The organism is Agromyces sp. NPDC127015 (assembly GCF_042725165.1).
Taxonomy (GTDB): domain Bacteria; phylum Actinomycetota; class Actinomycetes; order Actinomycetales; family Microbacteriaceae; genus Agromyces; species Agromyces chromiiresistens.
In genome coordinates this window covers 181833-208314 of the sequence record NZ_JBHXDI010000005.1, presented here as the reverse complement: position 1 = coordinate 208314, position 26482 = coordinate 181833, and the positions used below count along the sequence as shown (strand labels likewise).

Here is a 26482-nt window from a genome sequence, read left to right as displayed (position 1 = left end):
CGGCCCGCTCGAACATCGCGCTCCGGACACCCGTCGAGCGGGCGATGCCGGATGGGTGCTCGCCGGTCGACGCGACGAGATCGCCCCTTCGGGGTCTACGCGCGCCCCGCGGCCGCGTCGTCGGCGCGGTCGGCCAGGGCCAGGGCCGCGGCCTCGTCGAGCTCGGCGTCGGCGGCATCGGCGGCGGCGAGCAGTTCGCGAACGCGCGGCACGACCTCGGTCGCGTACCGCTCGATGCTGCCCATCATCGCCTCGTGCGGCAGGGTGCCGTTCGAGTACTTGAGGTCGAAGCGCACTGCGCCGATCGAGCGCATCGCCGCAGCGATCTTCTGCGCGACCGTCTCGGGCGAGCCGGCGTAGAGCGCGCCGTGCGACGAGGCCTCGGCCTCGAAGTGCTCGCGCGTCGCGGGCCCCCAGCCGCGCTCGCGGCCGATGCGGTCGATGATCACCTGGTAGTGGGGCCACAGGGTGTCGAGCGCCTCCTGGTCGGAGTCGGCGATGAAGCCCGGCGAGTGGATGGCGACAGGCTGCGCGGGCTTGCCGAACTGGGCGAGCGCCTTGCGGTAGAGCTCGGCGAGCGGTGCGAAGCGCGCGGGGCTTCCGCCGATGATCGCGAGCACCAGCGGCAGCCCGTAGTGCGCCGCGCGCACGACCGACTCGGGGCTGCCGCCGACGCCGACCCACGTCTTCAGGTGCCCGTGCTCGACGGGCGGGTACACGAGCTGGTCGGTGAGGGCGGGGCGCAGCCGGCCCTCCCAGGTGACGGGCTCCTGCTCGAGGAGCGCCGCGAAGAGCTCGAGCTTCTCCTCGAAGAGCTCCTGGTACTGGCCGAGGTCGAAGCCGAAGAGCGGGAACGACTCGATGAACGAGCCACGTCCGAGGATGACCTCGGCGCGACCTCCCGAGACGCCGTCGAGCGTCGCGAAGCGCTGGAACACGCGCACCGGGTCGTCGGAGCTCAGCACCGTCACCGCTGAGCCGAGGTGGATGCGATCGGTGCGCCCGGCGATCGCGCCGAGCACGACCTCGGGAGCCGAGACGGCGAACTCGTGGCGATGGTGCTCGCCGATGCCGAAGAAGTCGAGGCCGAGGCGGTCGGCGAGCACGGCCTCGTCGACCACGTTGCGCAGCACCTGCGCATGCGGCAGCGTGGTGCCGTCGGCGGCCGCCGTGACGTCGCCGAAGGTGTCGAGTCCGAATTCGTAGCGCTCGGTCATGCCGGCCCCTCTCATCGTCGCCGGGTGCGGAAGCCCGGTGCGGAAGTCGATGCATGCGTACGCATGCACAGGTCGGAACCCGCCCCATGCCGAGACTATTCCCGGGAATGTCACGACGGCACCCCGCGTTGAGATGCATGTCGACGCATGGATCGAGCAGCGCGCCGGGCGGAATGGGAGCATGGAGACTGTGACGGATCGCCCGGTGATCGGAATCTACGGCGCGGGAAAGGTGGGCACGGCCCTCGCCCGCCTGCTCGTGGCCGCCGGGTACCGGGTGCTCATCGCCGGTTCGCCGAGGCAGACCGCCCTCGAGCTCCTCGTGGGCGTCGTCGCCCCCGGCGCCGTCGTCGTCCCCTCCGCCGAGCTCCCCGAGAGCGCCGACGTCATCATCGTCGCCGTGCCGTTCGGAAAGGCCGGCACCGTGCCCTGGGCCGCGTTCGACGGCCGCATCGTGGTCGACGCCATGAACTACTGGCCGCCCGTCGACGGAAACCTCGCCGAGGTCGACGCCGACCCGCGCACCACGAGCGAGCAGAACGCGGCGCGCAACCCGCGCGCCCGCGTGGTCAAGTCCCTCAACCACCTCGGCTACCACGAGATGGAGGACGACAGCCTGCCCGCCGGCGATCCCCTGCGACGTGCGCTCGCAGTGGTCGGCGACGACCCCGGCGCGCGCGCCGAGGTGGCCGCCCTCATCGACGCGATCGGGTTCGATCCGGTCGATGGCGGAGCACTCGAGCACGGCGTCGCGCTCGAGCCGGGGCATCCGGCCTTCGGTCGTGAGCTGAGTGCAGGCGAGCTCGCCGCGCTGCTCACCCCGGCCGCCCATCTCGCCGCCTGACACGGCACCGCCGGGTCGCTAGCCTGAAGCCTGACGACGCGGGAGGGCGAGCGAGAATGACGGATGCCGCGGGGCTGACCTCCGCGCTCGAGGCGATGGCGAGCGAGACCGAGCGGATGAAGTACCGCCGGTACTTCCCCGACGACGCGGCGGCGCCGTTCATCGGCGTGCGCATGGGCGCCGTCTTCGAGCTCGCGAAGACCGCGCTCGACCTGCCCGTCGCCGAACTCGAGCAGCTGCTCGCCCGGCCGATGCACGAGGTGCGCGCGCTCGCCTGCAGCATCATGGGCAAGTCGGCCGCCGCTCGCACCACGGGCGAGGCCCGCCGCACCGAGCTCTACGAGCTCTATCTCGCCCGCCACGACCGCATCGATCAGTGGGACCTCGTCGATCTCGCCGCCCGCGACGTCGTCGGCGGCCACCTCGTCGATCGTGACCGGTCCCCGCTCGCAGCCCTCGCCGCCTCGTCGTTCTGGCCCGAGCGGCGGACCGCGCTCGTCGCGACCTTCGCCTTCATGAAGCGCGGCGAGACCGACGACGCATTCGCGATCGCCGGGCGGCTCGCCCGCGACGAGGCGCCGTTCGTGCAGAAGGCCGTCGGCTGGGTGCTGCGCTCGGCGGGCGATCTCGACGCCGGGCGCCACCTCGCGTTCGTCGAGGAGCACGCGGCGACGATGCCGCGCGTGGCGCTGCGCGCCGCGATCGAGCACCTGCCGAAGGACGAGCGCGCGCGGGTGCTCGCGATCCGCTGATCGCCGTCCGTGGCAGCGGGCGGCCGAACCGCGACGATGACGGGCTGCGCGGTTCAGGCGTCGTCGGCCTCCGTCGGCGGCTGGCCGAGCGGGCGCCGCTCGCGCGGTTCAGGCGTCGTCGGCCTCCGTCGGCGGCTCGCCGAGCGGCCGTCGCTCGCGCCGCCGGGCCCCGAGGTCGGCGACGCCGATCGCGAAGGCGATCGCGACGAACACCGCGACCGCGAGCATGCCGACGCCGTACGCGTCGTGGTACACCGCGAGATCGGGCTGGCCCTCGGATTCGCGGTAGATCGTCGAGTAGAACAACGACAGCGTCACGGCGGTGCCGATGGCCGTGCCGATCCGCTGGCCGAGCTGACCCACCGAGCCGGCGAGGCCGCCCTGCTTCACGGGGATGTCCATGAGGGTCAGCGTCTGGTTCGGCGAGACGACGAGGCCGCCGCCCGCGCCGCCGATCACCATCGCGCCGGCCATCGCCCACGGCGTCATCGCAGGCGGGGTCGCCAGCGCCGCGAGCACGAGCAGCCCGATGCCGACGAGCAGCAGCATGAGCCCCCATACGACGAGCGGTCGGCCGAGGCGGTTCACGAGGTTGCCGCCGATCCACGAGCTGAGCGCGCTCAGCAGCGCGAAGCCGATGCCCACCATTCCGGCGAACACCGCCTCGAGGCCGAGCCCGTGCTGCAGGTACAGCGTCGTCAGCAGGAACATCGAGGGCATCGCCGCGAAGTAGACGCTCGCGAGCGAGATGCCGTTGCGGAACGAGCTCACGCCGAACAGGCCCAGCGGCACGAGCGGGTGGCGACCGGATGCCGCGTAGCGGCGCTCCCACGCGACGAACGCCGTGAGCGCGAGCACGAAGACCACGAGCACCCACCAGCGCGCCGGGTCGTCGTCGGGCGAGCCCGTCGTGAGCAGGAACGGCCACATGAGCGCGACCACGGTCACACCGAACAGCAGGAGCCCGACGGGGTCGAGCGACAGCGGCTTGTCGGAGGGACGGCGGGTGACCGGCAGCAGCCAGATCGCGAGGGCGATCGCGATGAGCGCGAGCGGCACGTTGATCCAGAAGATGCCGCGCCAGCCGTCGGTCGGCCCGCCGATCGCGATCATGAGGCCGCCGAGAGTCGGACCGAACGCCGTCGCGAGCCCGATGGTGGCGCCGAACAGGCCGAAGGCCTTTCCGCGCTCCTTGCCGTGGAAGAGCTCCTGGATGATGCCGAGGACCTGCGGCATCTGGATGCCCGCGGCGACGCCCTGCAGGAGGCGCGCGACGAGCAGCACGGTCGCGTTCGGCGCGAGCGCGGCGACGAGGCTCGTGAGCGTGAACAGGCTGAGGCCGACGACGAAGAGCGTCTTGCGCGAGCGCTGGTCGCCGATGCGGCCGGCGGGCACGAGCGTGAGGCCGAACGTCAGCACATAGCCGGCGACGATGAGCTGCAGCTCGGTCGAGGTCGCGTCGAAGGCGTCCTCGATCGCGGGAAGGCCGACGTTGACCTTCGACAGGTCGAGGATCGTGAGCGCCGCGACGGCGACGCACACCCAGTAGGCACGCCAGCGGTGCTCCTCGGACAACGGGATCGAACGGGTCACCGGCGGCTGCGACATCCGTTCCACCCTATGCCCGCCACGGAGCGATGCGGTGGAATGCCGAAGGCCCCCGCCGAAGCGGGGGCCTTCTCTCGGTGGACCCAGGGGGATTCGAACCCCCGACCTTCTCATTGCGAACGAGACGCGCTACCAACTGCGCCATGGGCCCGAGCCGTGAAAGAGCCTATCACCACTCGAGGGGTGGTCTTGACCACCCGGCTCGATCAGCCGGCCGCCCGACGACGGCGCAGCACGGCGTCGAGGTCGTCGATGCCGGGCCGGGCGTCGTCGACGATGCCCATCCGGGCGTACGGGTTCGGGGCCGCCTGCGCGGTGCGGTCGGCGGCACGCTCGGCCTCGCGCTCCCCTGCGGCGGCGCGTTCGGCTGCGGATGCCGCGGGGCTGATCTTCGGCACCGGCGGGGCGAGCCGTTCGGCCCGCCTGGCGAGGAGCGCCTCGCTCTCGACGCGCTTGAGCTCGGCGGCCGCCTCGATCGACGCCATGGCGGTCGCCGCGATCGTCCCCCGCGACAGGTGCAGGGGCTTGGGCAGCGGCCGGGGCGTCCAGCCCTCCGTCTCGGCCGTCGGCTCGGCGAACTCGATCGGCTCGAAGTCCAGCGCCGCCGGCGTCGCGGGCGCGGCGACCGCGACCTGCGGCAGGCGCCGCTTCGCGAGCCGCACGAGCCCGAAGGCCGCGCCGACGAACGCGACGCCACCGGCGGCGGCGATGACGAGCGATGCTCCGAACGCCGCGGCGACGAGGCCGACGATGACGGTGATGAGCCCGGCGAGCGCGATGAGGGTGCATGCGGCGCGACGGCGGCGCACGGCTCTGCGTGCTCGCCGCGCGGCGTCGTGCGACGGATCGATCTGCGAAGCTGCGACGGCCGGTACCGGCTGGGTGACGGGAGCGCTCGCTGCCGCGCGTGCGCGCGCGGCCTCCGCCGCTTCCTCCGCGGCGCGGCGCTCGGCGATGGCCGTCTGCTCGGCCGCTTCCGCGGCGAGGCGTGCCGTCTCCTCGTGCTCGTGCAGGATGCGCTGCTGCGTCGCGACCTCGCGGGCGGTGGCCTCGACGACGATGGGCTCGGGCGTCTCGGCGGTCTCGGCGAGGATGCGGAGGGTCTGCTGGAGTCGTACGGCGTTGCGCTCGGTCGCGAGGTACTGCCGACGGCGCAGCCAGCTCGGCAGCAGGTACGCGATCCACAGCGCGGCCGCCACCGCGATCAGGATCCCCCCGCCGATCACATCCATGCGATAACGCTAGGTCACGCGCGGCCCCGCGCCCGAATCGGCGCGGGCGTGTTCAGCGATCTGTCAGCCGCAGCGGCTCGGCGGCCGCGGCGAGGTCCTCCGCGGTGATGCGTGCGGCGCCGTCGGGCACGCGCCCGTCGCGCCACCGGCGCAGCACGCCGCGCGGCACCTCCTCGCTCACGAGCGCGAACGCGAAGTGGTCGCACCAGGCGCCGTCGATGTGGATGAACCGGCGCCGGAGGCCCTCGTAGCGGAACCCGAGCTTCTCGACGACGCGCAGCGACGGCCCGTTCTCGGGTCGGATGCAGATCTCCATGCGGTGCAGGCGCAGCACGCCGAAGCAGTAGTCGGTCGCGAGCGCCACCGCGGTCGGGGTGATGCCCCGGCCGGCCACGTGCTCGGAGACCCAGTACCCGATCGTCGCCGACGACAGCGAGCCGTAGCTGATCGACGAGACGTTGAGCTGGCCGACGAGCTCGCCGTCGACCTCGATGACGAACGGCAGTCCGTGGCCGCCCCGTGCGTGCGCGAGCAGGTTGCGGATCGACGCCCTGGCATCGATGAACGACCCGCCGCCCGGGTAGGTCGCCTCCCACTTCTTCAGCCAGCCGCGGTTCGCGAGCAGCACCCGTTCGAGCGCCTTCGCGTCGCGCACGCGGATGGGCCGGAGCACGACCTCGCCGTCGCGGAGGGTGGGCAGGGACGATGCCGCCATCGTCAGTGGGTGGGTGGGGTGAGGGTGTCGGTGTAGTCGATGAGCCAGGAGCGCAGGTCGGCGCCGAGGTCCTCGCGATCGACCGCGAGCTGGATCACGGCCTTGATGTAGTCCAGCTTGTCTCCCGTGTCGTACCGGCGACCACGGAACACGACCCCGTACACCCCGCCCGTGCCCGCCACATCTCCCGCCATCGTCATCAACGCATCGGTCAACTGGATCTCACCACCCTTGCCCGGCGGCGTGTCGGCCAGGATGCCGAACACCTCGGGCTTGAGCACGTACCGGCCGATCACCGCGTAGTTCGACGGCGCGACCTCCTTCGCGGGCTTCTCCACCAACCCCGTGATCCGCACCACATCGGGATCGTCGGTCGGCTCGACCTGCGCAGCCCCGTACAGGTGGATCTGATCCGGGTCCACCTCCAACAAGGCCACGATCGACGCGTCCCGCTTCTGCTGCTCGTCCAGCATCCGCGTCAACAACTCGTCCCGGGCATCGATGATGTCATCCCCCAGCAGCACCGCGAACGGCTCATCACCCACATGCATGTGCGCCCGATGCACCGCATGCCCGAGCCCCAGCGGGTCACCCTGCCGCACGTAATGCATGTCCGCCAGATCGGTCGACTCGTTCACCTTCTCCAGCTTCGCCGTGTCGCCCTTGCGCTCCAGCGTCGCCTCCAACTCCGCGACCCGGTCGAAATGGTTCTCCAACGCGTTCTTGTTCCGACCCGTGATCATCAACACATCCGTCAACCCCGCCGCCACGGCCTCCTCGACCACGTACTGGATCGCCGGCTTGTCCACCACCGGCAGCATCTCCTTCGGCATCGCCTTCGTCGCCGGCAGGAACCGCGTCCCCAACCCCGCCGCAGGAATGACCGCCTTCGTGATCCGTTGAGTCATGCGCTCCAGCGTACCGGCTGGGATCCTTCCATCCGGGCTGCGACCGGTCCGGCCGGCTCCGCCTCCGCCTAGGATGTGAGCCATGCCCGACGATCCCGGTGTCCAGAAGCGCATCCTGCGCGCGGAGCTGCGCGAGCGCCGCCAGAACATGTCGATGCACGAGCGCACGCACGCCACCGAGGGCTTCACGGCCCGCCTCCAGGAGCTCATCGGCTCCACCGGCGCCGACTCGATCTCGTGCTACCTCTCGATGCCCTCCGAGCCCGACACGCGCCCCTTCGTGAACTGGGCCGAGGCCCGAGGCATCCGCGTGCTCTTCCCCATCACCCGCGAAGACGGGCTGCTCGACTGGACCGTGGGCGAGGAGCAGACCGAGCGGCTCGGTCCCACCGGAGTGCCGGAGGCCGAGGGCGAGCTGCTCGGGCCGATGGCGATCAACGACGTCGATCTCATCGTGATTCCGGCCGCCGCGATCGACGCCACCGGCATGCGCCTCGGCTGGGGCCGCGGCTATTTCGACAAGACCCTCGGGTCGATGGGAAAATGTCCTCCGGTGTACGCCGTGGTCTTCGACAGCGAGTTCGTCGAGCACGTGCCGCGCGAGGTGCACGATCAGCCCGTCAACGGCGTCGTGACCCCCACCCGCATCATCGCCTTCTGAGCCGGCGCACCGCCGCCCACCACCGAGAGACTGCAATGCCCACCTATTCCTACCGTTGCACCGAGTGCGACAACGCCTTCGACATCCACCAGGCCTTCACCGACGACGCGCTCACGGTCTGCGAGGTCTGCGGCGGCAAGCTGCGCAAGCTCTTCAACACGATCGGCGTGACCTTCAACGGATCGGGCTTCTACCGCACCGACTCGCGCGCGGGCGGCTCAGCGGGTTCGGGGGGTTCGAAGAGCGGGTCGGATGCCTCGTCGGCGTCATCCTCGTCGGGCTCGGGCTCGTCAGGCTCGGGCTCGTCGAAGCCGGCGTCGACCGGCGGGGGCGCCTCGGCATCGTCCTGAGCCTCGGCTAGCGTGGTGCCCGTCCGAAATCGACACTGGAGGGGGAAGGCCGTGATCAAGGGCTTCAAGGAATTCATCATGCGGGGCAACGTCATCGACCTCGCCGTCGCGGTCGTCATCGGCGCGGCGTTCACGGCGGTCGTGAACTCGATCGTCACCAATCTGATCAACCCGCTAATCAGCCTCCTGTTCAAGGCTGACAGCCTCGACCAGGCACTCGTCTGGACGGTCGGCGACACGAAGTTCAGCTTCGGCGCCGTCATCGGCGCGATCATCTCCTTCCTCGCCGTCGCAGCCGTGGTCTACTTCGTGTTCGTCATGCCGATGAACCACTTCAAGGAGCGCGCCGAGCAGAAGCGCAAGGCGGGGCAGCCCGACCCCGAGGAGCCCGAGACCGAGCTCACGGTGCTCGCCCAGATCCGCGACCTCCTCGCCGAGCAGGGGTCCGTGGTCGGTTCGGGCCGCCACAGCGACCAGTAGCGCGACATCGACCGTCCGACGACGGGTCGAGACTCAGTCGCGCCGCCAGTGCGGCGGCCGGTCGCGCAGCAGGCGTTCGTCGTCGGGAGACGTGCGCCGAGGCATCCCCGTCGTGTCGCCCGACTGATCGCCCTCGGCCGGCGCGACGGGCGCCTCGGGCGACGGGTCGGAACCCGGCGCCGGCGTGAGCTTCGCCCGACGGGCACGTCCGGGAGCACGCTCGACGCGCTGGCGCGGCTCGGGCTCGTCGGTCACGGGCGGGAACCGGCGGCGCGCACCTCGGCGCCGTCGTCGACCGGGTCGGGCTTGCCGAGCACGCTCGCGACCCGAGCGGCGACCGCGTCGGGGTTGCCGAACAGCTCGAAGCTGTGCACGCGCAGGTAGTGCCACCCCAGCCGGCGCAGCACATCGGGCCGCAGCCGCAGCGACTCGCGCAGGCTCTGCCCCGCGAACGCATCGTCGGTCTCGACCACGACCGCCTTGCCAGCGTGGGCGGCGGCGAGCGCGAGGCGTCCGCGGTAGCCGACGCTGACCCGGATGCCACGCCGCTCGAGCCGTGACGCGAGGTCGCGCAGCATCGAGCCGACCTCCATCCGCTCTCCCGAGTCGGCCGCGCGTTCCTCGGTCTGCGTCAGCACGTTCGCGAGGGCGAGCACGCCGTGGCTCTGCCGCGACTCGTCGATGTCGTCGGGGCGGAACGCCGAGACGATGTCCATCGAACGGCGAGCGCGGGTCATGCCGACGGCGAGCAGGCGATCGCCGCCCGGCTGGCCGAGCGACCCGAAGTTCGAGAGCAGGCGGCCGTGCGGGGTGCGACCGTAGCCGATCGAGAAGATGACGCGGTCGCGACTCTGGGCGACGGCCTGCTCGAGCGTCAGCACCGTGAACGGCTCGGCCCGGTCCTTGAGGATGAAGTCCGACAGGTCGGTGCGCTTCGCGAACGCGGCGAGCACCGCCTGGTGCACCCTGGCCGCATGCCGCGTGCTCGCGGTGATCACCATGAGCGACTCGCGCGGACGCTTGACGGCGTGCTCCATGACGAGCTCGACGACCTTCGCGACCTCGGAGTCGATCGACTCGACCGTGCCGGTCACCGAGTCGGGCAGCCCGTTGCCCGAGACGTAGTGGAGGCCGAGGCTGCCGTGCCCGAGGAAGCTGCCCGCCCACGGCAGCGACACGATGCGGCCGCCGTAGAAGCGCCGGTTCACGAGCTCCGCGAGGTCTTCGCCGCCGGCGCGGTAGCTGCGGGTGAGGGTCAGCGTCGGCAGCAGCTCGCCCAGCCGCGCGAGCGCCGAATCGGCGTGCAGGGCGTCGACGCCGCCGTGCTCGTGATCGCGGTCGGGCGGCGTCTCGCCGTCGTCGATGCCGGTCTCGAAGAGCGTCGGCGTCTGCGTGACGGGGTCGCCGAAGGCGACGACCTGCTTCGCCCGGCGGATGGCCCCGAGGTTCTCGGCGATGGTCGTGGCCCCGGCGTCGACGAGGATGACGGTGTCGAAGGCGATGCGGTCGTCGACGGCCGACACCTCGTAGGGCGAGGCGAGCCACACAGGGGCGAGCACGCGGAAGAGGTTCGGCGCCTCGGTCACGAGCGCGTCGGCGCGCAGGCGATCGCCGCGCAGCAACCGCTTGAGCACCGCGGCCTCCTCGGGGTGGTCGACGAGCGCGACCTTCCAGTTCTCGGCGAGGCGCCACGCGAGCAGCGGACCCGCAGCCGACGCGTGCGCCTCGTCGACGAGCCGGAAGTCGCCCTCGAGCCGGTCGAGCACCGTCGTGTTCGCGCCGAGCAGCGCCTTCTCGCCCGCGAGCACCTGCTCGAGCACCGACTGCCACCAGGCCAGCTCGAGCTCGTCGGCGACGCGCGGCTCGGGAACGTGGCGCTTGGCGAGGTCGACGAGCAGCGGGTCGAGCCCGAGCTCGCGCAGCCGGCCGAGGATCGCGGTGCGCTCCTGCAGGTTCGCGAGCACCTCCGAGTCGGCGGCGAGGCCGGCGAGGGTCGCCACCAGGTCGCGGATCGGCCGTGCGCCGAGTTGGCGCGGCGTGCCAACGAGGTCGAGCGGCGCGTCGAGGGTCGCGAGGTCGCTCGAGACGTGCTGGTACGCGACGTGCACGTCGTCGATGCCGACCGGGACGCCGGGGATCGCCCCCGCGTCGGAGTAGCGCTGCCAGAGGGTTCGCTGCTGCTGGATGCCTCGGAGCGCCGAGTTCAGGTCGGTGATGTGCACCCCGGGGCGCACGAACTCGAGCGCGTGACGGCGCAGGCGCCGGCGATTCGCACCCGACATCCCCGACTCGCGCCGCGGGGCGGTCGCGGCGATGAGCTCGCCGAGCGGCCGGTCGAAGACCGACGGCTGGAACCGGTCGAGGGTCTCTCGCACGTCGAGCAGCAGCCGGAGGAACACGCCGAGCTCGGCGATCGACTCGAACTCGCGGAGGCGGGTCTGCGCGATGAGCGAGCGGCCTCGCTCGAGGAGCCGCGGCACCTCGACGGCGCTCAGCCGCTTCGCGAGCTCGTGGGCGTTCGTCGCCTCTGCCGACGACGTGAACGACGCGCCGTACCAGGGCGAGTCACCCGGGCCGTAGCGAAACTCGCCGAGCTCGGCGGCGCGCGCGAGGTCGCGCGCGACGTCTCCGCGGCCGGTCGCGAGCTCGGCGAGTGCCGCTCGGTCGAGCCGTGCCGTCGTCGACGGCGGTGCCGGGAGGAGCGCGAGCCGCGCGAGCTCGCTGAGCGCATCGAGCACCGACACGTGCAGTTCGGGATCGGGACGCGTGAGGGCGGTGCGATAGTCGAGCAGCACCTTGCGCAGGCGGACGAGCGCGTCGTCGACGTCGGCGACCCGCGGCCGCTCGGCCTTCTCGTTGCGGGAGATCGACTGGATGAGCTCGCGCCGCAGACCCGGCGTGGTCACCGCGGCGCCGCCGAGGCCGACCTGCCCGAGTCGATGCGCGATGCCGTCGAGGCTCGCGCGCCGCGCGCCGACGACGAGCACCCGCTTGTCGTTCGCGACGAGCGCGCCGATGGCGTTGACGATGGTCTGGGTGCCGCCCGTGCCGGGGAGCGTCTTCACTACGACGGAGGTGCCCTGCTCGATCTCTGCGACGACCTGCTCCTGCTCGGGGTCGGCGTCGAGCAGGAGGGTGTCGGTCGAGGGCGGGCGGTCGTCCTGCCCGACGGGCTTGGCGCGCTCACCGCGAGCGGCGGTCACGGCGGCGCGCGCGGCCGGGTTGCCGGCGAGCGCGTCGATCACCGGGTGATCGAGCTTCGCGGCGTCGATCGCCATCTCGGGCCCGACCTCGGCGAACGACGAGACCACGAGCCGCGGAGCGACCTGGAACCAGGGCAGGTGGCTCGTGAGCCCGCGCAGCCGGTCGATGACGGGCTGCGGCTTGAAGACGCCGTTCGTGATCGCGAGTGCGACGAAGGCGTCGGCGTCGAGCGTGATCTGGAACTGGTCGCGCAGCTCGCGGGCCAGCGCGGGGTTCAGGAAGGGTTGGCTCTTGAGCTTGAGCTCGAAGTCCCGGCCGTAGCGACGGATGGCGAGCGGACGGAGCAGCACGGGGGCGAGGTACTCCTCGCCGCCGTTGCGCCACGAGGCGAGCCCGATGGCGAGGTGCACCGACTCGACGCCGCGGACGCTCCGCAGTTCGATGCCCTTCTGCGTGATCTCGGCCGCCGCGAGCCGCGCGTTGCGCAGCGCCAGCTCGTCGCGGATGAGGCTCGACAGGAGGGTCGACTTGCCCGTGATGAACTGCGGCAGGCCGCCCGGGTGCGTCGTCGAGAGCTCGATGCGGCTGCGCGGGGTGTCGACGAACCGGACGAGCGGCGAGCGGCCGCCGACCGCGGCGAGCTCGGAGTTCCAGCGTCGCCAGGCGGGTTCGGCGACGTTGCCGGCGACGAGGGCCGGGTCGCCGAGGCTGAGGCCGTCGGGGCGGGTGATGTCCTGCTGCATGGGTTCCGGAGTGAGTTGGTCGGCGGCGGCGTCGGGCTCGTCGCCGAGGATCTCGTCCTCGTCGTCCTGGTTCCGATCGAGCCGCTGCACACCGACACCCTAAGACGAAACGCGCGAAATCCTCGGAGCATCGCCGCGGTCGGCCCCGTTCAGCTGCTTCTCGGATACCCCATGGGTATACATGCTAGGCTCGTCGAGTGCGCCTGATCCCCACCCGCGACCCCAGCTCGGCCATCCGCCCGCCCGTCACCGTCATCATCGGCGGCGTCGCCGGCGGCATGTCGGCCGCGACCCGCCTGCGCCGGCTCGACGAGGAGCGCGAGATCATCGTGCTCGAACGGAGCGGCGCCGTCTCGTTCGCGAACTGCGGCCTGCCGTACCACGTCTCCGGCGTCATCGCCGAACGCGACGACCTCGCCCTGCAGACGCCCGAGCGGCTCGCCGAGCGCTTCCGCATCGATGCGCGGGTGCGCCACGAGGCGGTGGCCGTCGACCCCGCCGCGAAGACGGTCTCGGTGCGCGACCTCGCGAGCGGGAGCGTCGCGTCGATCGCGTACGACGAACTCGTGCTCGCGACGGGGGCCGCACCGCGGCGCCCCGACGGCGTCGACGACGACGCCCCGATCCACGTGCTGCGCACGCTCGACGACCTCGACGGCATCATGGCCGCCCTCGCCTCGGTCGGCGATGCCGGCCCGGCCGTCGTCATCGGCGGCGGGTACATCGGCATCGAGCTCGCCGACAACCTCGTGCGGCGCGGCGTCTCGACGACGCTCGTGCAGCGCGGCGAGCAGGTGCTCGGCGGTCTGGACCCCGAGATGGCGGCGCCCGTCGCCGACCATCTCGCCCGGCGCGGCATCGGCATCGAGCTCGGCCGCGACGTGCGGCGCGTCGCCCACGACCACGTCGAGCTCGACGACGGCACCCGGCTGCACGCCGGCATCGTGTTCGCGGCGATGGGCGTGCGCCCCGAATCGGTCCTCGCCGTCGCCGCGGGCCTCGCGACCGGCCCCTCCGGGGGCATCGTCGTCGACCACGATCACCGCACGAGCGACCCGTCGATCTTCGCCGTCGGCGACGTCGTCGAGCAGCGCGACGCGATCGACGGATCGGCGCGGCTCGCACCCCTCGCGGGCCTCGCGAACCGGCACGGCCGCGCCGTCGCCGACGTCATCGCCGGCGCACCACGACCCGCCCGCCCCGCCCTCGGCACCGCGATCGTCGACGCCGCAGGACTCACCGTCGCCTCGACCGGCTGGAGCGAACGGCGTGCGCGCGAACGCGGCCGGGCGGTGCGGATCGTGCACTCCCATCCCGCCTCGCACGCCGGCTACTACCCCGGCGCCGCACCCATGTCGCTGAAGCTCGTCGTCGACGCCGCCACCGACCTCATCGTCGGCGCCCAGGCCGTCGGCACCGACGGCGTCGACAAGCGCATCGACGTCATCGCCACCGCGATCGCGACCGGACTCACCGCCTCCGAGCTCGCCGACCTCGAGCTCGCCTACGCACCCCAGTACGGGCACGCGAAGGACCCGATCAACCAGCTCGGCTACATCGCGGGCAACCTCGCGAGCGGCGAGGACCGGGTCGTCCAATGGCACGAGCTCGACGACGAGCTCGCACGCGGCGCCGTACTCATCGACGTGCGTGCCGAGACGCAGCTGAACGAGGGGCGCATCCCCGGCGCAACCTGGATCCCCGTCGAAGCGCTGCGCGAACGCCACGCCGAGTTCGCCGGCCGGCGGATCGTCGTGCACTGCCGGGTGGGGCAGGGCGCGCACACCGCCGCCCGGCTGCTCGCCGGTCTCGGCCACGACGTCGTGAACCTCGACGGCGGCTTCCTCACCTGGCGCGACGGCATGCGCGCCCGCGAACTCGCCGCGGCTGCGGCATCCGACCCCGCAGACGGCGAACGCGCCGCCTGACCGACCCATCCGCTGACGAAGGAGCCCGAATGCGATCCCTCTCCCCCGCCGAGGTGCACGCCACCGACGACGCCTACCTCATCGACGTGCGCGACGAGGCCGAAGTCGCCCAGGCGCGCATCGACGGCGCCCACCACATCCCGCTCGGCGAGCTGGTGGCCCGCCTCGACGAGGTGCCGCGCGACCGCACGGTGTACGTGCTGTGCCACGTGGGCGGCCGCAGCGCGCAGGCGGTCGTCTACCTCGAGCAGCACGGGTTCGACGCGGTCAACATCGACGGCGGCATCGTCGGCTGGTACCGCGAGGGCCTGCCCGTCGAGCTCGGCGGCGCATCATGAGCACCGCCCTCGAGGAGCAGCGGCGCATCGCGAACCGGCTGAAGCGCGCACGCGGGCAGCTCACCGCGGTGATCGCGGCCGTCGAGTCCGGTGCCGACTGCCGCACCGTCGTGACCCGGCTCGCGACGGTCTCGAGCGCACTCGACAAGGCGGGCTTCGCGATCATCTCTGCGGCGCTGCGCGAGTGCCTCGCCGACGAGGCCGAGCCCCGTTCAGCCGAGGGATCGGACGAGCCCGCGAGCGGACGGATCGGGATCGACGAGCTCGAACGGCTCTTCCTCAGCCTCGCCTGAGACGACGGATGCCCCGCCCGCGGGTCGCGGGCGGGGCATCCGGTCACGACCCGCGTGGGAGCACGCGGGTCGCAACGGTGCGCACCCCTCGCGGCCGCCTGTGCAGTGGCGGCCGATCGGCTGCGAGGGGTGACGATCGAGCGCGTGGGTGCCTCGGCCGAGGCACCCACGATCGAGCAGCTCAGCGAGCCGAGTACTCGAGACCGTGCGCCAGGGCCACCGGCTCGTTGGTGAGCTTGCCTGCGGTGGCGTTGAGGCCCTTGGCGAGCGCCGGGTCGGCGTCGAGGGCCGCCTCCCAGCCGAGGTCGGCGATCTTCAGCGCGTACGGGAGCGTCGCATTGATGAGCGCGGGCGCCGAGGTCGCCGGCACCGCACCGGGCATGTTCGCGACGCAGTAGTAGATCGCGTCGTGCACCTTGAAGGTCGGCTCGGCGTGCGTGGTCGGGCGCGAGCCCTCGAAGCAGCCGCCCTGGTCGATCGCGATGTCGACGAGCACCGCGCCCGGCTTCATCGTGGCGACCATCTCGTCGGTGACGACCTTCGGCGCGGCCGCACCCGGGATGAGCACGGCGCCGACGACGAGGTCGGCGGTCTTCAGCGCGCGGGCGATCTCGTACGACGACGAGGACATCGTCTTGATGCGGCCGTGGTAGCGGCCGTCGATCTCGCGCAGCTTCGGCAGCGAGATGTCGAACACGGTGACGTCGGCGCCGAGGCCGAGCGCGGTCGCCGCAGCCTGCTCGCCCGCGACGCCGCCGCCGATGACGACGACGTTGGCGGGGGCGGTGCCGGGCACGCCCGCGAGCAGCACGCCGCGGCCGCCCTTGGAGGCATGCAGCTCGGCGGCGCCGACCTGCGGGGCGAGCCGGCCGGCGACCTCGCTCATGGGGGTGAGCAGCGGCAGCGAGCGGTCGGCGAGCTGCACGGTCTCGTAGGCGATCGCGGTGACGCCCGAGTCGAGGATGGCCTTCGTCAGCGGCAGGTCGGCCGCGAGGTGGAGGTAGGTGAAGAGCGTGAGGTCGTCGCGGAGGTAGCCGTACTCGCTCGCGATCGGCTCCTTGACCTTCAGCACGAGCTCGGCCGACCACGCCTCGGCGGCGGTGGCGACGATCGAGGCACCGGCCTCGGTGTACTCGGCGTCGGTGTAGCCCGCGCCGAGGCCGGCGCCGGCCTCGATCGCGACCGAGTGCCCGCGCTGCGTGAGCGCGTGCACGCCGGCGGGGTTCATCGCGACGCGGAATTCGTTGTTCTTGATCTCAGCAGGCACGCCGATGCGCATGTTGGCTCCGAATGGTGTGTGGGGTGTTCCTCATATCATCGCCGGTTGTTCGTCGCCGAGAAAGAACCACCGTGGAAAATTCGATATCATCGACCAATCCTGTTCGTTCGTTCGAAAGGCGGTCGCATGATGACCGATGCACCGCAGATCAGCGCCCCGGGGTCCGACCCCACGGCGGTCGCACTCGACGCGATCGACCGGCAGATCATCGCACTCCTCCACGAGAACGCCCGCATCCCGAACGTCGAGCTCGCCCGCGCCGTCGGCGTCTCGCCGTCGACCTGCCTCGCCCGCGTGCGCTCGCTGCGCGAGCGGGGCGTCATCGTGCGCTACACGGCCGAGATCTCCCCGGCGGCGCTCGGCTACCACCTGCAGGCGCTCGTGAGCGTGCGCATCCGACCCGGAGCGAGGCACCTCATGGAGCAGATCTCGGACGACCTGCGACGCGAGCCCGAGGTCGCCCAGCTCTTCTTCCTCGGCGGCACGGAGGACTTCCTCATCCACGTGCGGGTGCGCGACAGCGACCACGTCCGCCAGTTCGTGCTGAAGAACCTCTCGGCGAACCCGGCCGTCGCCCTCACCGAGACGAACCTCGTGTTCGAGCACCACACGGCGATGTCGGCGGGTCTTCGCGCGGTGCTCTGACCCTGGTTCGAGACCTCGCTCCGCGCCTCTTCAACCCTCGGCGGGACCGAGCGGCAGGATCTCACCGAGGTCGAGCCCGTCGGGCGCCTCGAGCTGTGCGTACGTGCAGCTCTCGGGCGTGCGGTCGGTCCGCCACCGGCGGAACTGCGCCGTGTGCCGGAACCGGTCGCCCTCCATGTGGTCGTACGCGACCTCCACGACGCGTTCGGGCCGCAGCGGCACGAACGAGAGGTCCTTGCCGGCGCTCCACCGGCTCACCGCCCCCGGCATGCGGGTCGTCGCATGCGCCTGGGCCTCGGCCCATTCTCCCCACGGGTGGTCGGACAGGTCGGTGGCGACGAGCGGTGCGAGCTCGGCGACGAGCTCGGCGCGACGGGCCATCGAGAACGCGGCCACCACGCCGACGTGGTGCAGCCGCCCGTCGTCGCCGTACAGCCCGAGCAGGAGCGACCCGACGACGTCGCCCGACTTGTGCCACCGGTACCCCGCGACGACGCAGTCGGCCGTGCGCTCGTGCTTGATCTTGAACATCGCGCGCTTGTCGGGCAGGTACGCGCCCTCGAGCGGCTTGGCAACGACCCCGTCGAGCCCGGCACCCTCGAAGCGCGTGAACCAGTCGCGGGCGACGTCGAGGTCGGCCGTCGCCGGCGTCACGAACACGGGGTCGGATGCCTCGGCGAGCGCCTGTTCGAGCCGCCGACGCCGCTCGCCGAACGGCGTGCCGGTCAGGTCGTCGTCGCCGAGCGCGAGCAGGTCGAACGCGACGAACGAGGCCGGGGTCTCCTCCGCCAGCAGCTTCACCCGGCTCGCCGCGGGGTGGATGCGCTGCTGCAGCGCGTCGAAGTCGAGCCGGCCGCCCCGCACGAGCACGATCTCGCCGTCGACGACGCACCGGTCGGGGAGCTCGCGCCGCAGCGCCTCGATGAGCTCGGGGAAGTAGCGGGTCATCGGCTTCTCGTTGCGGCTGCCGAGCTCGACCTCGTCGCCGTCCTTGAACACGATCGTGCGGAAGCCGTCCCACTTCGGTTCGACGTGCCCGACATCGGGGATCTCCTTCACCGACTTGGCGAGCATGGGAGCGACGGGCGGCATCACCGGGAGATCCATTCGACCATCCTGCACCCGGCCGCCGACGAGCGGTAGCACGCCCCCACGGCGGGGTCAATCCCTCGCCGTGCCGCGTCGCCGACGCGTAGCGTCGTCAGCGACCGACGGGGACGTCGGCATGAGCGAGTCGACCGCGAGGGAGCTGATATGAGTTCGATCATCGACCGCCCCGTTCATCGTCGTGACCGGGACCCCGACTTCGCGCTGCCGCCGATCGGCCTGTGGTGGCCGATGCTCGAGGGCACCCTCCGACGCGAGATCCTCGAGAACCTCGAGGCTCCGCTGCGTGCCGTCGTCGTCCGCCGCATCTTCGAGCTGTGCGAGCTCGACGTGGGCCCGACGCCGCGCATCGGCGTGCACCTCGACGAGAACCAGCGCGCGTACATCGCCGGCTGGATGCACGCCGTCGACTGGACCTGAGCGCCGTCCGGTGTGCGCAGGGCATCGTCGTGATGCGACGATAGACGGATGCCCTCCGATTCCTACCCGCTCGTCGAGGAGCTCGCGATCGCCCGACTCGTCGGGCCGTTGAGTCTCAGTCGCGGGCGCACGGTCGAGCGCGCGGGCGCGGTCCGGCACCTCGCCTGGGATGCCTCGGGCTTCCGTCTCTCGGCAGCCGTCGACGGCACCGCGACGGCGCCGTACCGGGTGGAGGTCCGCCTCGACCTCGGCGTCCCCGGCCGCACCACGATCCTCTCCGGCACCTGCACCTGCCCGGTCTCGCGCAACTGCAAGCACGTCGCGGCCGTGCTCCTCGCCTCCGGCGAGCGCCATCGCCTCGACGAGGCGCCGCCGGCGCCCGCGTCCCCCGTCGATCCGGCAGAGCCCGAGTGGCGCACCGCGCTCAACGCGCTCACGGCGACCGCGACCGCGACCGACGTCGAGGCCGCGCCGCGGCAGCCGCTCGCGCTGCAGTTCGAGCTCCGCGAACGGATCACCCGCCGCGGGGCGCGCCAGTCGGCACGCGACGAACCCGCGACCAACGAGGAGGCGGTCGAGCGGCTCGCCGTTCGACCGGTGACCCGCGGTGCGCGAGGCGGCTGGATCAAGGCGAACCTGACCTGGCAGAACGTCGGCTTCCAGGGGCGGGCGGGCGGATTCGACCCGCGACAGGCACGCTGGTTCGCCGAGTTCTCCATGCTGAAGGGCGCGAGGCACGCCGGGTTCGCCGAGTACGGCTCCGCGTGGATCTCGCTCGACGACTACGAGAGTACGACCCTGTGGGCGCTGCTGGCCGTCGCCCCGGCCCACGGCATCGAGTTCGTGGGCACCGGGGCGCGCACGGTGATCTCGGTGGCGGCCGCCGCCGACATCGGCCTCGAGGTCCGGCGGGCCGACGCCGAGACGGAGGCGGCGCCGACGGACCACGCCGAAGCTTCGTCCTCGGCGGCGAACCGGCTCGAGCCCGTCGCCGAGGCGCCGCGCCCGATCGCGCTCGAGCTCGCCTCGAGCGTGACCGTCGACGGGGAGCGCCACGCGAGCCGACGCGCTCGGCTGATCGGCGACCACGGCGTCTACGTCTTCGACTTCGCCCGCGGGCGGATCGTGCTCGCCCCGCTCGCCGCACCGCTCCGTCCCGCCGCGCGGGCGGCGGTCCGGCGACGCGAACCGATCGTCGTGCCGGCCGACGAGGTCGCGACGTTCACCCGCGAGCAATACCCCGTCCTCGCCCGCTCACTGCGGATCTCGAGCGACGACCCGGCCGTCGACCTTCCCGAGCTGCCGCCCGCGACGCTCGTCGCGGTCCTCGCCCACGAACCGGGCCAGGTGCTCCGCATCGGCTGGGAATGGGAGGCCGACGGCGGCCGCCGGCTGCCGTTCGACGTGCCCGACGCCGAGTTCCACGATCCCGTGCTCGAACGCCGGCCGGCCTTCGAGGCCGCCGGGATCGCCGCCGACGAGCCGGCGGGTGCGCCGCTCCTGCGCGCCCCAGCGCGCGACGGACGCTCCGACCCCGCGCTGCGGCCGACGACCGTGCTGCGCGGCATCGAGGCGGCCGAGTTCTCGACCCGCGTGCTGCCGCGACTGCGCGAGCTCGAACGCCTGCGCATCGACGAGACCGGCGAGGCACCCGAGTACCGCGAGCTGACCGAGGCACCGAGGCTCGCCGTCACCGCGGTCGAGAGCGAACGCACCGACTGGTTCGACCTCGGCGTGATCGTGACCGTCGAGGGCAAGAAGGTGCCGTTCGGCCCGCTGTTCCGTGCCCTGTCCCGCGGGCAGAAGAAGCTGCTCCTCGTCGACCACAGCTACCTCTCGCTCGACCACGAGGTGTTCGCGCCGCTGCGCGAGCTCCTGGAGGAGGCCGGGACCCTCGACGAGTGGGAGACCGGCGAACTCGCCATCCATCGCACCCAGACGGCGCTGTGGTCGGAGTTCGAAGACCTCGCCGACGAGTCCGAAGCCGCGGTGTCCTGGCGCGAGACGGTCGCCGGGCTCCGCTCCCTCGAGCGCATCGACCCGGTGGCACCGCCCGCGGGCCTCGCGCTCGAGCTCCGTCCCTACCAGCTCGAGGGCTACCGCTGGCTCGCCTTCCTGCACCGGCACCGGCTCGGCGGCATCCTCGCCGACGACATGGGACTCGGCAAGACGGCCCAGACCCTCGCGCTCGTCGCCCACGCCCGCGAGCTGGATGCCTCGGAGCCGCCCTTCCTCGTCGTCGCGCCGACCTCGGTCGTGTCGAACTGGGCCCGCGAGGCATCCCGCTTCGTGCCGGGGTTGAAGGTCGCGACCGTCACCGCGACCCAGGCGGCGAGCCGGGTGCGGCTCGCCGACGCGATCGCGGGCGCCGACCTCGTCGTGACGAGCTACGCCATCCTGCGGCTCGACGCCGAGGCCTTCGCCGAGCCCGAGTGGGCCGGGCTCGTGCTCGATGAGGCCCAGTTCGTGAAGAACGGCAACTCGAAGGCGAACCAGGCGGCCCGGGACATCCGTGCGCCGTTCCGGCTGGCCGTGACCGGAACCCCCGTCGAGAACAACCTCATGGAGCTGTGGGCGCTCATGAAGGTCGTCGCGCCCGGGCTCTTCCCCTCCGCACGGGCCTTCGCCGAACGCTATCGCCGCCCGATCGAGAACGACCGCAACACCGAGCGGCTCGCGACGCTCCGCCGACGCATCCGCCCGCTCGTGCTGCGCCGTACCAAGGAGCTCGTCGCGCCGGAGCTGCCGGAGAAGCAGGAGCAGGTGCTGGCGGTCGCGCTCGACCCCGCGCACCGCCGCATCTACGACACATTCCTGCAGCGCGAGCGGCAGAAGCTGCTCGGCCTCATCGACGATCTCGACCGCAACCGGTTCACGATCTTCCGCTCCCTCACGCTGCTGCGCATGCTGAGCCTCTCGCCGGCGCTCATCGACTCCGAGCAGTACGCCGACGTGCCCTCGGCGAAGCTCGACGCCCTCTTCGAGCAGCTCGACGAGGTCGTCGCCGAAGGCCACCGCGCGCTCGTCTTCAGCCAGTTCACGTCGTTCCTGCGGCTGGCGGCCGCCCGTCTCGAATCGGCGGGGGTGCCCTACGCCTACCTCGACGGCGCGACCCGCCGCCGCAGCGAGGTCATCGACCGGTTCCGCACCGGCGGTTCGCCCGTCTTCCTCATCAGCCTGAAGGCCGGCGGCTTCGGGCTCAACCTGACCGAGGCCGACTACGTGTTCCTGCTCGACCCCTGGTGGAATCCCGCGAGCGAGGCCCAGGCGGTCGACCGGGCGCACCGCATCGGGCAGTCGAAGAACGTCATGGTCTACCGACTCGTGGCCGAGGACACGATCGAGGAGAAGGTCATGGCGCTCAAGGAGAAGAAGGCGGCGCTCGTCTCGTCGGTGATGGACGACGAGGAGTTGTTCGCGACGGCGCTCACCGCCGACGACCTCCGCGGGCTGATCCAGCCCTGAGCAGGGCCGACGAGGTGCCGCCGGGCCGGTGAGGGGGAATCACCGGCCCGGCCGTCGACAGCCCACGCGGGTAGGGTCGCGAGCCCATCGACGGCGTACACCTGAAGGCACACGCGTCGCAAAGGCGAGGAAGGAGCACATACCCCCGAGCTTCTCCCCCGTCGCTCTCCGCGCACGCAGTAACGAGGAGGCGATGAACCCGAATCATCGCCGCCGCTACGTCGCGGAGTCCTTCGACTCTATCGGGTGTCGTCCCCCGCTCAGGGGGACGACACGTGCCGAACGTCCCGAATTGGACGATTCGGCTCGAGCACGCGTGGTGCCCCTGGAGGGACTCGAACCCCCAACCTGCTCCTTAGGACGGAGTTGCTCTTCCATTGAGCTACAGAGGCTGACCGGAAGAGTCTAGCCGCTCCGCTACCGTGGAACGCGGCGCACGCGGGTGCGCCATGGAGCGGCTCGTCCGCGAGCGACGGAAGGCGGGCATCATGGCCGACGGCACCACGAGGTTCTGGGTCGGCGCCTCGACGCTCGGAGCACTCGGCTCCGCCGCGACGGGCGTGCGATCGCTCGACGTCGACACCGAGGGCCGCGCCGTGCTCGGCGACCCCGTCGAGGTCGGCGAGAACCCGATGTTCCTCGCGATCTCGCCGGCGAACGGCGTGCTCGCCATCGCGCACGAGCTCACCGACGGGCGTGTCTCGACCTGGACCCTCGAGGGCGACGGGCTCGCCGCGTTCGGCCGTGCCGGCTCCGCGTCGGGCGATCCCTGTCACGTCGCCTTCGACGAGTCGGGCGAACTCGCGTTCGCCGCGAACTACTCGGGCGGTCGGCTCACGGTGCACCACATCGCACCGGATGCCTCGGGCGACGCCGTGCTCGAGGCCGAGTTCGCCGGCACCGGTCCCGACCGAGCGCGCCAGGAGTCGTCGCACCCGCACCAGGCGGTCCTCGACTCGGCGCGCGACCGGTTGCTCGTGCCCGATCTCGGCGCCGACCGCGTGCGGGTCGTCGGCCTCGCCGCCCTCCCCGAATCGCTCGGGCACGACCCGGCCGCCGACATCGTGATCCACGCCGGCGCCGGGCCCCGCCATCTCGTGGTCAGCGGCGACCTCGCCGTCACCGCGAACGAGCTCGACCGCACCGCGAGCGTCGTCGACCTCGCCGAGGGCCGCGAGCTCGGCTGGTTCCCGATCGGGCCCGAGACGCCTCCGCGCGGCCTCGGCTGCTCTGCGATCCGCCTCACGCGCGGCGGCATCGTGCTCGTCGGCGACCGTGACGCGGACGCGCTGCGCGGCCTGCGGCTCGACCGCGATGCCGCGACGCTCGAGCTCGTCGCGACCGTGCCGACCGGCGGCCGCCACCCGCGCGACCTCGAGCTGACGCGCGACGAGCGATTCGCGCTCATCGCCGACCAGGGTTCCGACTCGATCGCGATCGTCGCGCTCGACGGGGAAGGCGTGCCGGTCGAGGTCGTCGGCACCGTGTCGACGCCGGCGCCGGCCTGCCTCGCACGGGTGCCGTAGGGGTCTCGATACGCGTCGACTCCGTCGGCGCTACTCGACCGACGGAACCCACCGGGTCGGCTCCGTCGGCGCTGCTCGACCGCCGGATCAGCCCGTCAGACCGGCGGGTACAGGTACAGCGCGTCGCCGGCGGGGATCGTGCGCCGGTGGTACGAGTGGTCGGAGTTCTGGTTGTACTCCTCGATGTTCACCGAACCGTCGGCGTTGATCGACTGCACGTAGGCGACGTGGTTGTAGGGGAACCACGCGACCGCGCCGACGACCGGCGTCGACGAGGTCGGCCAGCCGTGGGCGACCCATTCGTCGGCCCACGCATAGGCGCTGCCGGAGGCCAGGTTCGACCAGTCCCACTTCCACGGGGCGCTCGTCACCCCGGCATCGCGGTTGAGTCGCCACGCCACGAAGTCGACGCACTCCCGGTAGTAGTAGCGCAGCGGCGACAGCCCCCCGCCGTAGTCGTCGGGCAGCTGGTCCCACCAGGGGTAGTCGTCGCCCTGGGCCTGCACGGCCGGCTTGGCGTACGCGCCGTTGCCCCGTGACGCGAGTTCGGCCGCCCAGGCTCGCCGTTCGGCCTCCTCGGCCGCGAGCCGGGCCTCCTCGATCTCGGCCTTCGTCGTCACCGCGTAGCCGTCGACCGTGATCGGGGCATCGCTCGCCATTGCGCCGACGCTGAGCCCCTGCGCCTCGGCGACCGACTTGCTGAAGGCTCCGGATGCCTCGAACTCGGTGCCGTTCGGCACCATTGCGTAGGCCGGCAGCGCGACCGTGCCGACGATCGCGGGCACGATGACGATCGTCGAGAGCACCCGCAACCGGCGGTCCCGCGAACGGGCCGTCGCGCTCGGTGCGGGCGCCTGGCGCGGGGACGGAACGCGCCGTGCCGTCCGATGCGTCGACCGGGCCTCGGCAGCACGACGACCGTGCTCGGGTTCTCGGGGGCGGCTCCGCACCCGACCTACCCTAGGGCACGTCGCGACGCTTTGTCACGATCGACCCGCGCCGACTCCCCCGCGTGTCCCGAACCGGTGGACGGACGTCAGGCGGCGGCCGCGAGGAACTCGCTCCACTGCGGCAGCGGGCGCTCGACGCCCCGTACGACCCAGGTGCGTCCGTGCGGCATCTTGGGGGTGAAGCGCAACTCCCAGCCCATCTCCGCCGGAGTGCGATCGCTCTTCACGTTGTTGCACCGCAGGCAGCATGCCACGAGGTTCTCCCACGTGTCGCGCCCGCCGCGCGAACGTGGAAGCACGTGGTCGATCGTCGCCGCGCTGCGTCCGCAATAGGCGCAGCGGTGATCGTCGCGTCGGAGCACGCCGCGTCGGGTCACCGGAATGCGGTGCGCTCGTGGCGCCCTGACGTAGCGCGTGAGCAGGATCACGCTGGGTCGCTGCCAGCTTCCGCTCGCCGCGCACACCGGATTGCCCTCCTCGTGCACGAGGACCGTGGCCTTCTGGTTCATGACGAGCAGGAGCGCCCGCTTGAACGAGACGACGGCGAGCGGTTCATATCCGGCGTTGAGCACGAGAGTGCGCATGGGGGGCCTTTCGTTCGGTGCTGGATGGCTTCCAGCCGCGTGGACGGTTCGGCGACCCGGTGTCGGCCGTCCTGGCCGAACCGGCAGGGCGTGCAGCGCCGAGCCCCGGAGAACGCGAAACGGGCACCGCCATGAAGACAGTGCCCGTCGAAGTGCTCGCCCGGATGATGCTCGGCTGACTGCTCGGCCGATGGTCGAAATGCGCGCGCGCATCCGTGGAATGGATGCTGCGCCAGCCCGCCATCGCCCTCCCCCTGCTCGGATTCTGGGATCGTCAGGGCTTCAGGGTAGAACACGAACGGCGCGCCGGATACTCCCGGCGCGCCGTTCGTCGCGTGCGAGTCACGCGGTGTTCATGTTCAGATGCCGATTCGGACGATGTAGTAGTCGCTCGTCCAGATCGGCTGCACGCGCACCGAGGCCCCCTCGTACGGCGCGTGCAGGATCATGCCGTTGCCGGCGTAGAAGCCGTCGTGGCCGTCCATGATGACGAGGTCGCCCGGCTGCGCGTCGGCCTCCGAGATGACCGTGCCCATGGCGCCCTGGCCGGACGACGAGTGCGGCATGCTGACGCCGAACTGCGCGTAGACGTACATGACGAAACCGGAGCAGTCGAAGCCGGCGGGCGTCGCGCCGCCGTAGACGTAGGGAACGCCGACGTACTGCGTGGCGACGTCGTAGACGCTCGCGAGGTCGAAGTCGGGGTACGGCGGGTTCGCGAGGAGCTCCGAAGCGCTCGGCCCGTCGTACGACGCGGCGTACGAGGCCATCGCGTTCTCGGCGGCGATGCGAGCGGCCTCGGCCTCGGCCGCAGCGCGTTCGGCGGCGCGGATCGATTCACCGGTGACCGTCTTGTACCCGTCCTCCGTGACGGGGGCGGCGATCACGTCGTCGGTCACCTCGACGGTCTGGGCCTGCGCCTTCGAGAGCTTCGTCGCATCGGTCTCGCCGAACTGCGGACCGATGCTGCCCGGGGCGATGGCGTAGGCGGGAATCGCGAGCGTGCCGACGATGCCGGCGGCGACGGTCATCACCATGATGTTCGCGAGACCGCCGCGCCGGAACCGGCGGGTCGACGGCAGCGGCTTCGTTGCGACAGCCTTCGCGAGATCGGGAGTGGGGGGATTCTGGGGCGCCTTCGAGGCGATGATCGCCTTCGTCGCGGCCCCGCGGGTGCGGCTCTTCGAGAGCCGACGCCGTGAGAGTCGAGCCAAAACGTGTACCTCCGTCGCC

The 26482-nt window shown here is 71.9% G+C and carries 24 protein-coding genes and 2 tRNA genes; 12 read left to right on the top strand and 14 right to left on the bottom strand.

The window, feature by feature from the left end:
• Nucleotides 1-95 precede the first annotated feature (95 nt).
• The gene (locus tag ACFWGP_RS15725; RefSeq protein ID WP_231430293.1) at nt 96-1217 is read right to left on the bottom strand and encodes an LLM class flavin-dependent oxidoreductase; all 1122 of its coding nucleotides are present in this window, start codon (nt 1215-1217) and stop codon (nt 96-98) included.
• On the opposite strand from ACFWGP_RS15725, the gene ACFWGP_RS15720 reads away from it, so the two are divergent.
• On the top strand, nt 1216-2061 hold the full coding sequence (locus tag ACFWGP_RS15720; protein WP_376931324.1) for an NADPH-dependent F420 reductase: 846 nt from the start codon (nt 1216-1218) through the stop codon (nt 2059-2061). The two genes, ACFWGP_RS15725 and ACFWGP_RS15720, sit on opposite strands and share 2 nt — an antisense overlap.
• A 56-nt stretch (nt 2062-2117) precedes the next feature.
• On the top strand, nt 2118-2813 hold the full coding sequence (locus ACFWGP_RS15715; RefSeq protein WP_376931323.1) for a DNA alkylation repair protein: 696 nt from the start codon (nt 2118-2120) through the stop codon (nt 2811-2813).
• Nucleotides 2814-2921: 108 nt separating this feature from the next.
• Here ACFWGP_RS15715 and ACFWGP_RS15710 read toward each other — a convergent pair whose 3' ends face one another.
• The 5 genes from ACFWGP_RS15710 to galU all read right to left on the bottom strand — a co-directional run bounded on the left by ACFWGP_RS15710 (nt 2922) and on the right by galU (nt 7276).
• Entirely contained in the window at nt 2922-4421 is a 1500-nt protein-coding gene (locus ACFWGP_RS15710; protein ID WP_376931322.1) for an MFS transporter, read from the bottom strand.
• Between the two features lie 78 nt (nt 4422-4499).
• Nucleotides 4500-4572, bottom strand: a tRNA-Ala gene (locus ACFWGP_RS15705).
• A gap of 55 nt (nt 4573-4627) precedes the next feature.
• Nucleotides 4628-5653, bottom strand: coding sequence for a hypothetical protein (locus ACFWGP_RS15700; RefSeq protein WP_275505592.1), 1026 nt, complete (start codon nt 5651-5653; stop codon nt 4628-4630).
• Between the two features lie 52 nt (nt 5654-5705).
• Nucleotides 5706-6368: a GNAT family N-acetyltransferase gene (locus ACFWGP_RS15695; protein ID WP_231430288.1), complete on the bottom strand. Its 663-nt coding sequence runs from the start codon at nt 6366-6368 to the stop codon at nt 5706-5708.
• A gap of 2 nt (nt 6369-6370) precedes the next feature.
• Entirely contained in the window at nt 6371-7276 is a 906-nt protein-coding gene (galU, locus tag ACFWGP_RS15690) for a UTP--glucose-1-phosphate uridylyltransferase GalU (protein ID WP_231430287.1), read from the bottom strand.
• 82 nt (nt 7277-7358) lie between these two features.
• Here galU and ACFWGP_RS15685 point away from each other — a divergent pair, with 82 nt between their 5' ends.
• From ACFWGP_RS15685 to mscL, 3 genes are read left to right on the top strand one after another with little or no spacing between them, the layout of a single operon-like run.
• Nucleotides 7359-7937, top strand: coding sequence for a 5-formyltetrahydrofolate cyclo-ligase (locus ACFWGP_RS15685; RefSeq protein WP_231430286.1), 579 nt, complete (start codon nt 7359-7361; stop codon nt 7935-7937).
• 35 nt (nt 7938-7972) lie between these two features.
• Nucleotides 7973-8287 carry an FmdB family zinc ribbon protein gene (locus ACFWGP_RS15680; RefSeq protein WP_231430285.1) on the top strand — a complete coding sequence of 105 codons (315 nt, stop codon included), beginning with the start codon at nt 7973-7975 and terminating at the stop codon, nt 8285-8287.
• Between the two features lie 51 nt (nt 8288-8338).
• A complete protein-coding gene (gene mscL / locus ACFWGP_RS15675) occupies nt 8339-8767 on the top strand; it encodes a large conductance mechanosensitive channel protein MscL (RefSeq protein WP_376931321.1) in 429 nt (142 codons plus the stop codon).
• 33 nt (nt 8768-8800) lie between these two features.
• On the opposite strand, the gene ACFWGP_RS15670 is transcribed toward mscL, so the two are convergent.
• Both ACFWGP_RS15670 and ACFWGP_RS15665 read right to left on the bottom strand, forming a co-directional pair.
• Nucleotides 8801-9022: a hypothetical protein gene (locus ACFWGP_RS15670; RefSeq protein ID WP_275505559.1), complete on the bottom strand. Its 222-nt coding sequence runs from the start codon at nt 9020-9022 to the stop codon at nt 8801-8803.
• Nucleotides 9019-12714 carry an AAA family ATPase gene (locus ACFWGP_RS15665; RefSeq protein WP_376931462.1) on the bottom strand — a complete coding sequence of 1232 codons (3696 nt, stop codon included), beginning with the start codon at nt 12712-12714 and terminating at the stop codon, nt 9019-9021. Before ACFWGP_RS15665 ends, ACFWGP_RS15670 begins: the two co-directional genes overlap by 4 nt.
• 197 nt (nt 12715-12911) lie before the next feature.
• Here ACFWGP_RS15665 and ACFWGP_RS15660 point away from each other — a divergent pair, with 197 nt between their 5' ends.
• The 3 genes from ACFWGP_RS15660 to ACFWGP_RS15650 are packed head-to-tail and all read left to right on the top strand — an operon-like array spanning nt 12912 to nt 15273.
• Nucleotides 12912-14642: an FAD-dependent oxidoreductase gene (locus ACFWGP_RS15660; protein ID WP_376931320.1), complete on the top strand. Its 1731-nt coding sequence runs from the start codon at nt 12912-12914 to the stop codon at nt 14640-14642.
• A 29-nt stretch (nt 14643-14671) separates the two neighbouring features.
• Nucleotides 14672-14980, top strand: coding sequence for a rhodanese-like domain-containing protein (locus ACFWGP_RS15655; RefSeq protein WP_231430281.1), 309 nt, complete (start codon nt 14672-14674; stop codon nt 14978-14980).
• Entirely contained in the window at nt 14977-15273 is a 297-nt protein-coding gene (locus ACFWGP_RS15650) for a metal-sensitive transcriptional regulator (RefSeq protein ID WP_376931319.1), read from the top strand. Before ACFWGP_RS15655 ends, ACFWGP_RS15650 begins: the two co-directional genes overlap by 4 nt.
• 181 nt (nt 15274-15454) lie before the next feature.
• On the opposite strand, the gene ald is transcribed toward ACFWGP_RS15650, so the two are convergent.
• Entirely contained in the window at nt 15455-16552 is a 1098-nt protein-coding gene (ald, locus tag ACFWGP_RS15645) for an alanine dehydrogenase (RefSeq protein WP_231430280.1), read from the bottom strand.
• 126 nt (nt 16553-16678) lie between these two features.
• Here ald and ACFWGP_RS15640 point away from each other — a divergent pair, with 126 nt between their 5' ends.
• Complete coding sequence (locus tag ACFWGP_RS15640; RefSeq protein WP_231430279.1) at nt 16679-17197, top strand: Lrp/AsnC family transcriptional regulator; 519 nt, start codon at nt 16679-16681, stop codon at nt 17195-17197.
• Nucleotides 17198-17227: 30 nt separating this feature from the next.
• Here the strand turns inward: ACFWGP_RS15640 and ACFWGP_RS15635 are convergent, their stop codons facing one another.
• A complete protein-coding gene (locus tag ACFWGP_RS15635; protein WP_275505556.1) occupies nt 17228-18304 on the bottom strand; it encodes an ATP-dependent DNA ligase in 1077 nt (358 codons plus the stop codon).
• A 147-nt stretch (nt 18305-18451) separates the two neighbouring features.
• Between ACFWGP_RS15635 and ACFWGP_RS15630 the strand changes: the two genes are divergently transcribed.
• A complete protein-coding gene (locus tag ACFWGP_RS15630; RefSeq protein ID WP_376931318.1) occupies nt 18452-18724 on the top strand; it encodes a hypothetical protein in 273 nt (90 codons plus the stop codon).
• 48 nt (nt 18725-18772) lie between these two features.
• Nucleotides 18773-22189, top strand: coding sequence for an SNF2-related protein (locus ACFWGP_RS15625; protein WP_376931317.1), 3417 nt, complete (start codon nt 18773-18775; stop codon nt 22187-22189).
• A 317-nt stretch (nt 22190-22506) separates the two neighbouring features.
• On the opposite strand, the gene ACFWGP_RS15620 is transcribed toward ACFWGP_RS15625, so the two are convergent.
• Nucleotides 22507-22581 (bottom strand) — tRNA-Arg (locus tag ACFWGP_RS15620).
• 96 nt (nt 22582-22677) lie between these two features.
• Here ACFWGP_RS15620 and ACFWGP_RS15615 point away from each other — a divergent pair.
• Nucleotides 22678-23715, top strand: coding sequence for a beta-propeller fold lactonase family protein (locus tag ACFWGP_RS15615; protein ID WP_231430275.1), 1038 nt, complete (start codon nt 22678-22680; stop codon nt 23713-23715).
• Nucleotides 23716-23810: 95 nt separating this feature from the next.
• Here the strand turns inward: ACFWGP_RS15615 and ACFWGP_RS15610 are convergent, their stop codons facing one another.
• The 3 genes from ACFWGP_RS15610 to ACFWGP_RS15600 form a co-directional block, all read right to left on the bottom strand.
• A complete protein-coding gene (locus ACFWGP_RS15610) occupies nt 23811-24500 on the bottom strand; it encodes a CHAP domain-containing protein (RefSeq protein WP_231430274.1) in 690 nt (229 codons plus the stop codon).
• A 251-nt stretch (nt 24501-24751) separates the two neighbouring features.
• Nucleotides 24752-25249: an HNH endonuclease gene (locus tag ACFWGP_RS15605; RefSeq protein ID WP_231430273.1), complete on the bottom strand. Its 498-nt coding sequence runs from the start codon at nt 25247-25249 to the stop codon at nt 24752-24754.
• 359 nt (nt 25250-25608) lie between these two features.
• The gene (locus ACFWGP_RS15600) at nt 25609-26463 is read right to left on the bottom strand and encodes a C40 family peptidase (protein WP_275505553.1); all 855 of its coding nucleotides are present in this window, start codon (nt 26461-26463) and stop codon (nt 25609-25611) included.
• Nucleotides 26464-26482: the final 19 nt, after the last annotated feature.

Bases quoted from the DNA above. Each gene is read 5' to 3' on its own strand.
- ACFWGP_RS15655 (WP_231430281.1), top strand. From the start codon at position 14,672: ATGCGATCCCTCTCCCCCGCCGAGGTGCACGCCACCGACGACGCCTAC.
- ACFWGP_RS15625 (WP_376931317.1), top strand. From the start codon at position 18,773: ATGCCCTCCGATTCCTACCCGCTCGTCGAGGAGCTCGCGATCGCCCGA.
- ACFWGP_RS15710 (WP_376931322.1), bottom strand. From the start codon at position 4,421: ATGTCGCAGCCGCCGGTGACCCGTTCGATCCCGTTGTCCGAGGAGCAC.
- galU (WP_231430287.1), bottom strand. From the start codon at position 7,276: ATGACTCAACGGATCACGAAGGCGGTCATTCCTGCGGCGGGGTTGGGG.
- ACFWGP_RS15615 (WP_231430275.1), top strand. From the start codon at position 22,678: ATGGCCGACGGCACCACGAGGTTCTGGGTCGGCGCCTCGACGCTCGGA.
- ACFWGP_RS15640 (WP_231430279.1), top strand. From the start codon at position 16,679: ATGATGACCGATGCACCGCAGATCAGCGCCCCGGGGTCCGACCCCACG.
- ACFWGP_RS15700 (WP_275505592.1), bottom strand. From the start codon at position 5,653: ATGGATGTGATCGGCGGGGGGATCCTGATCGCGGTGGCGGCCGCGCTG.
- ACFWGP_RS15725 (WP_231430293.1), bottom strand. From the start codon at position 1,217: ATGACCGAGCGCTACGAATTCGGACTCGACACCTTCGGCGACGTCACG.
- ACFWGP_RS15665 (WP_376931462.1), bottom strand. From the start codon at position 12,714: ATGCAGCAGGACATCACCCGCCCCGACGGCCTCAGCCTCGGCGACCCG.
- ACFWGP_RS15685 (WP_231430286.1), top strand. From the start codon at position 7,359: ATGCCCGACGATCCCGGTGTCCAGAAGCGCATCCTGCGCGCGGAGCTG.
- ACFWGP_RS15715 (WP_376931323.1), top strand. From the start codon at position 2,118: ATGACGGATGCCGCGGGGCTGACCTCCGCGCTCGAGGCGATGGCGAGC.
- ACFWGP_RS15680 (WP_231430285.1), top strand. From the start codon at position 7,973: ATGCCCACCTATTCCTACCGTTGCACCGAGTGCGACAACGCCTTCGAC.
- ald (WP_231430280.1), bottom strand. From the start codon at position 16,552: ATGCGCATCGGCGTGCCTGCTGAGATCAAGAACAACGAATTCCGCGTC.
- ACFWGP_RS15630 (WP_376931318.1), top strand. From the start codon at position 18,452: ATGAGTTCGATCATCGACCGCCCCGTTCATCGTCGTGACCGGGACCCC.
- ACFWGP_RS15605 (WP_231430273.1), bottom strand. From the start codon at position 25,249: ATGCGCACTCTCGTGCTCAACGCCGGATATGAACCGCTCGCCGTCGTC.
- ACFWGP_RS15635 (WP_275505556.1), bottom strand. From the start codon at position 18,304: ATGGATCTCCCGGTGATGCCGCCCGTCGCTCCCATGCTCGCCAAGTCG.
- ACFWGP_RS15650 (WP_376931319.1), top strand. From the start codon at position 14,977: ATGAGCACCGCCCTCGAGGAGCAGCGGCGCATCGCGAACCGGCTGAAG.
- ACFWGP_RS15695 (WP_231430288.1), bottom strand. From the start codon at position 6,368: ATGGCGGCATCGTCCCTGCCCACCCTCCGCGACGGCGAGGTCGTGCTC.
- ACFWGP_RS15720 (WP_376931324.1), top strand. From the start codon at position 1,216: ATGCCGGCCCCTCTCATCGTCGCCGGGTGCGGAAGCCCGGTGCGGAAG.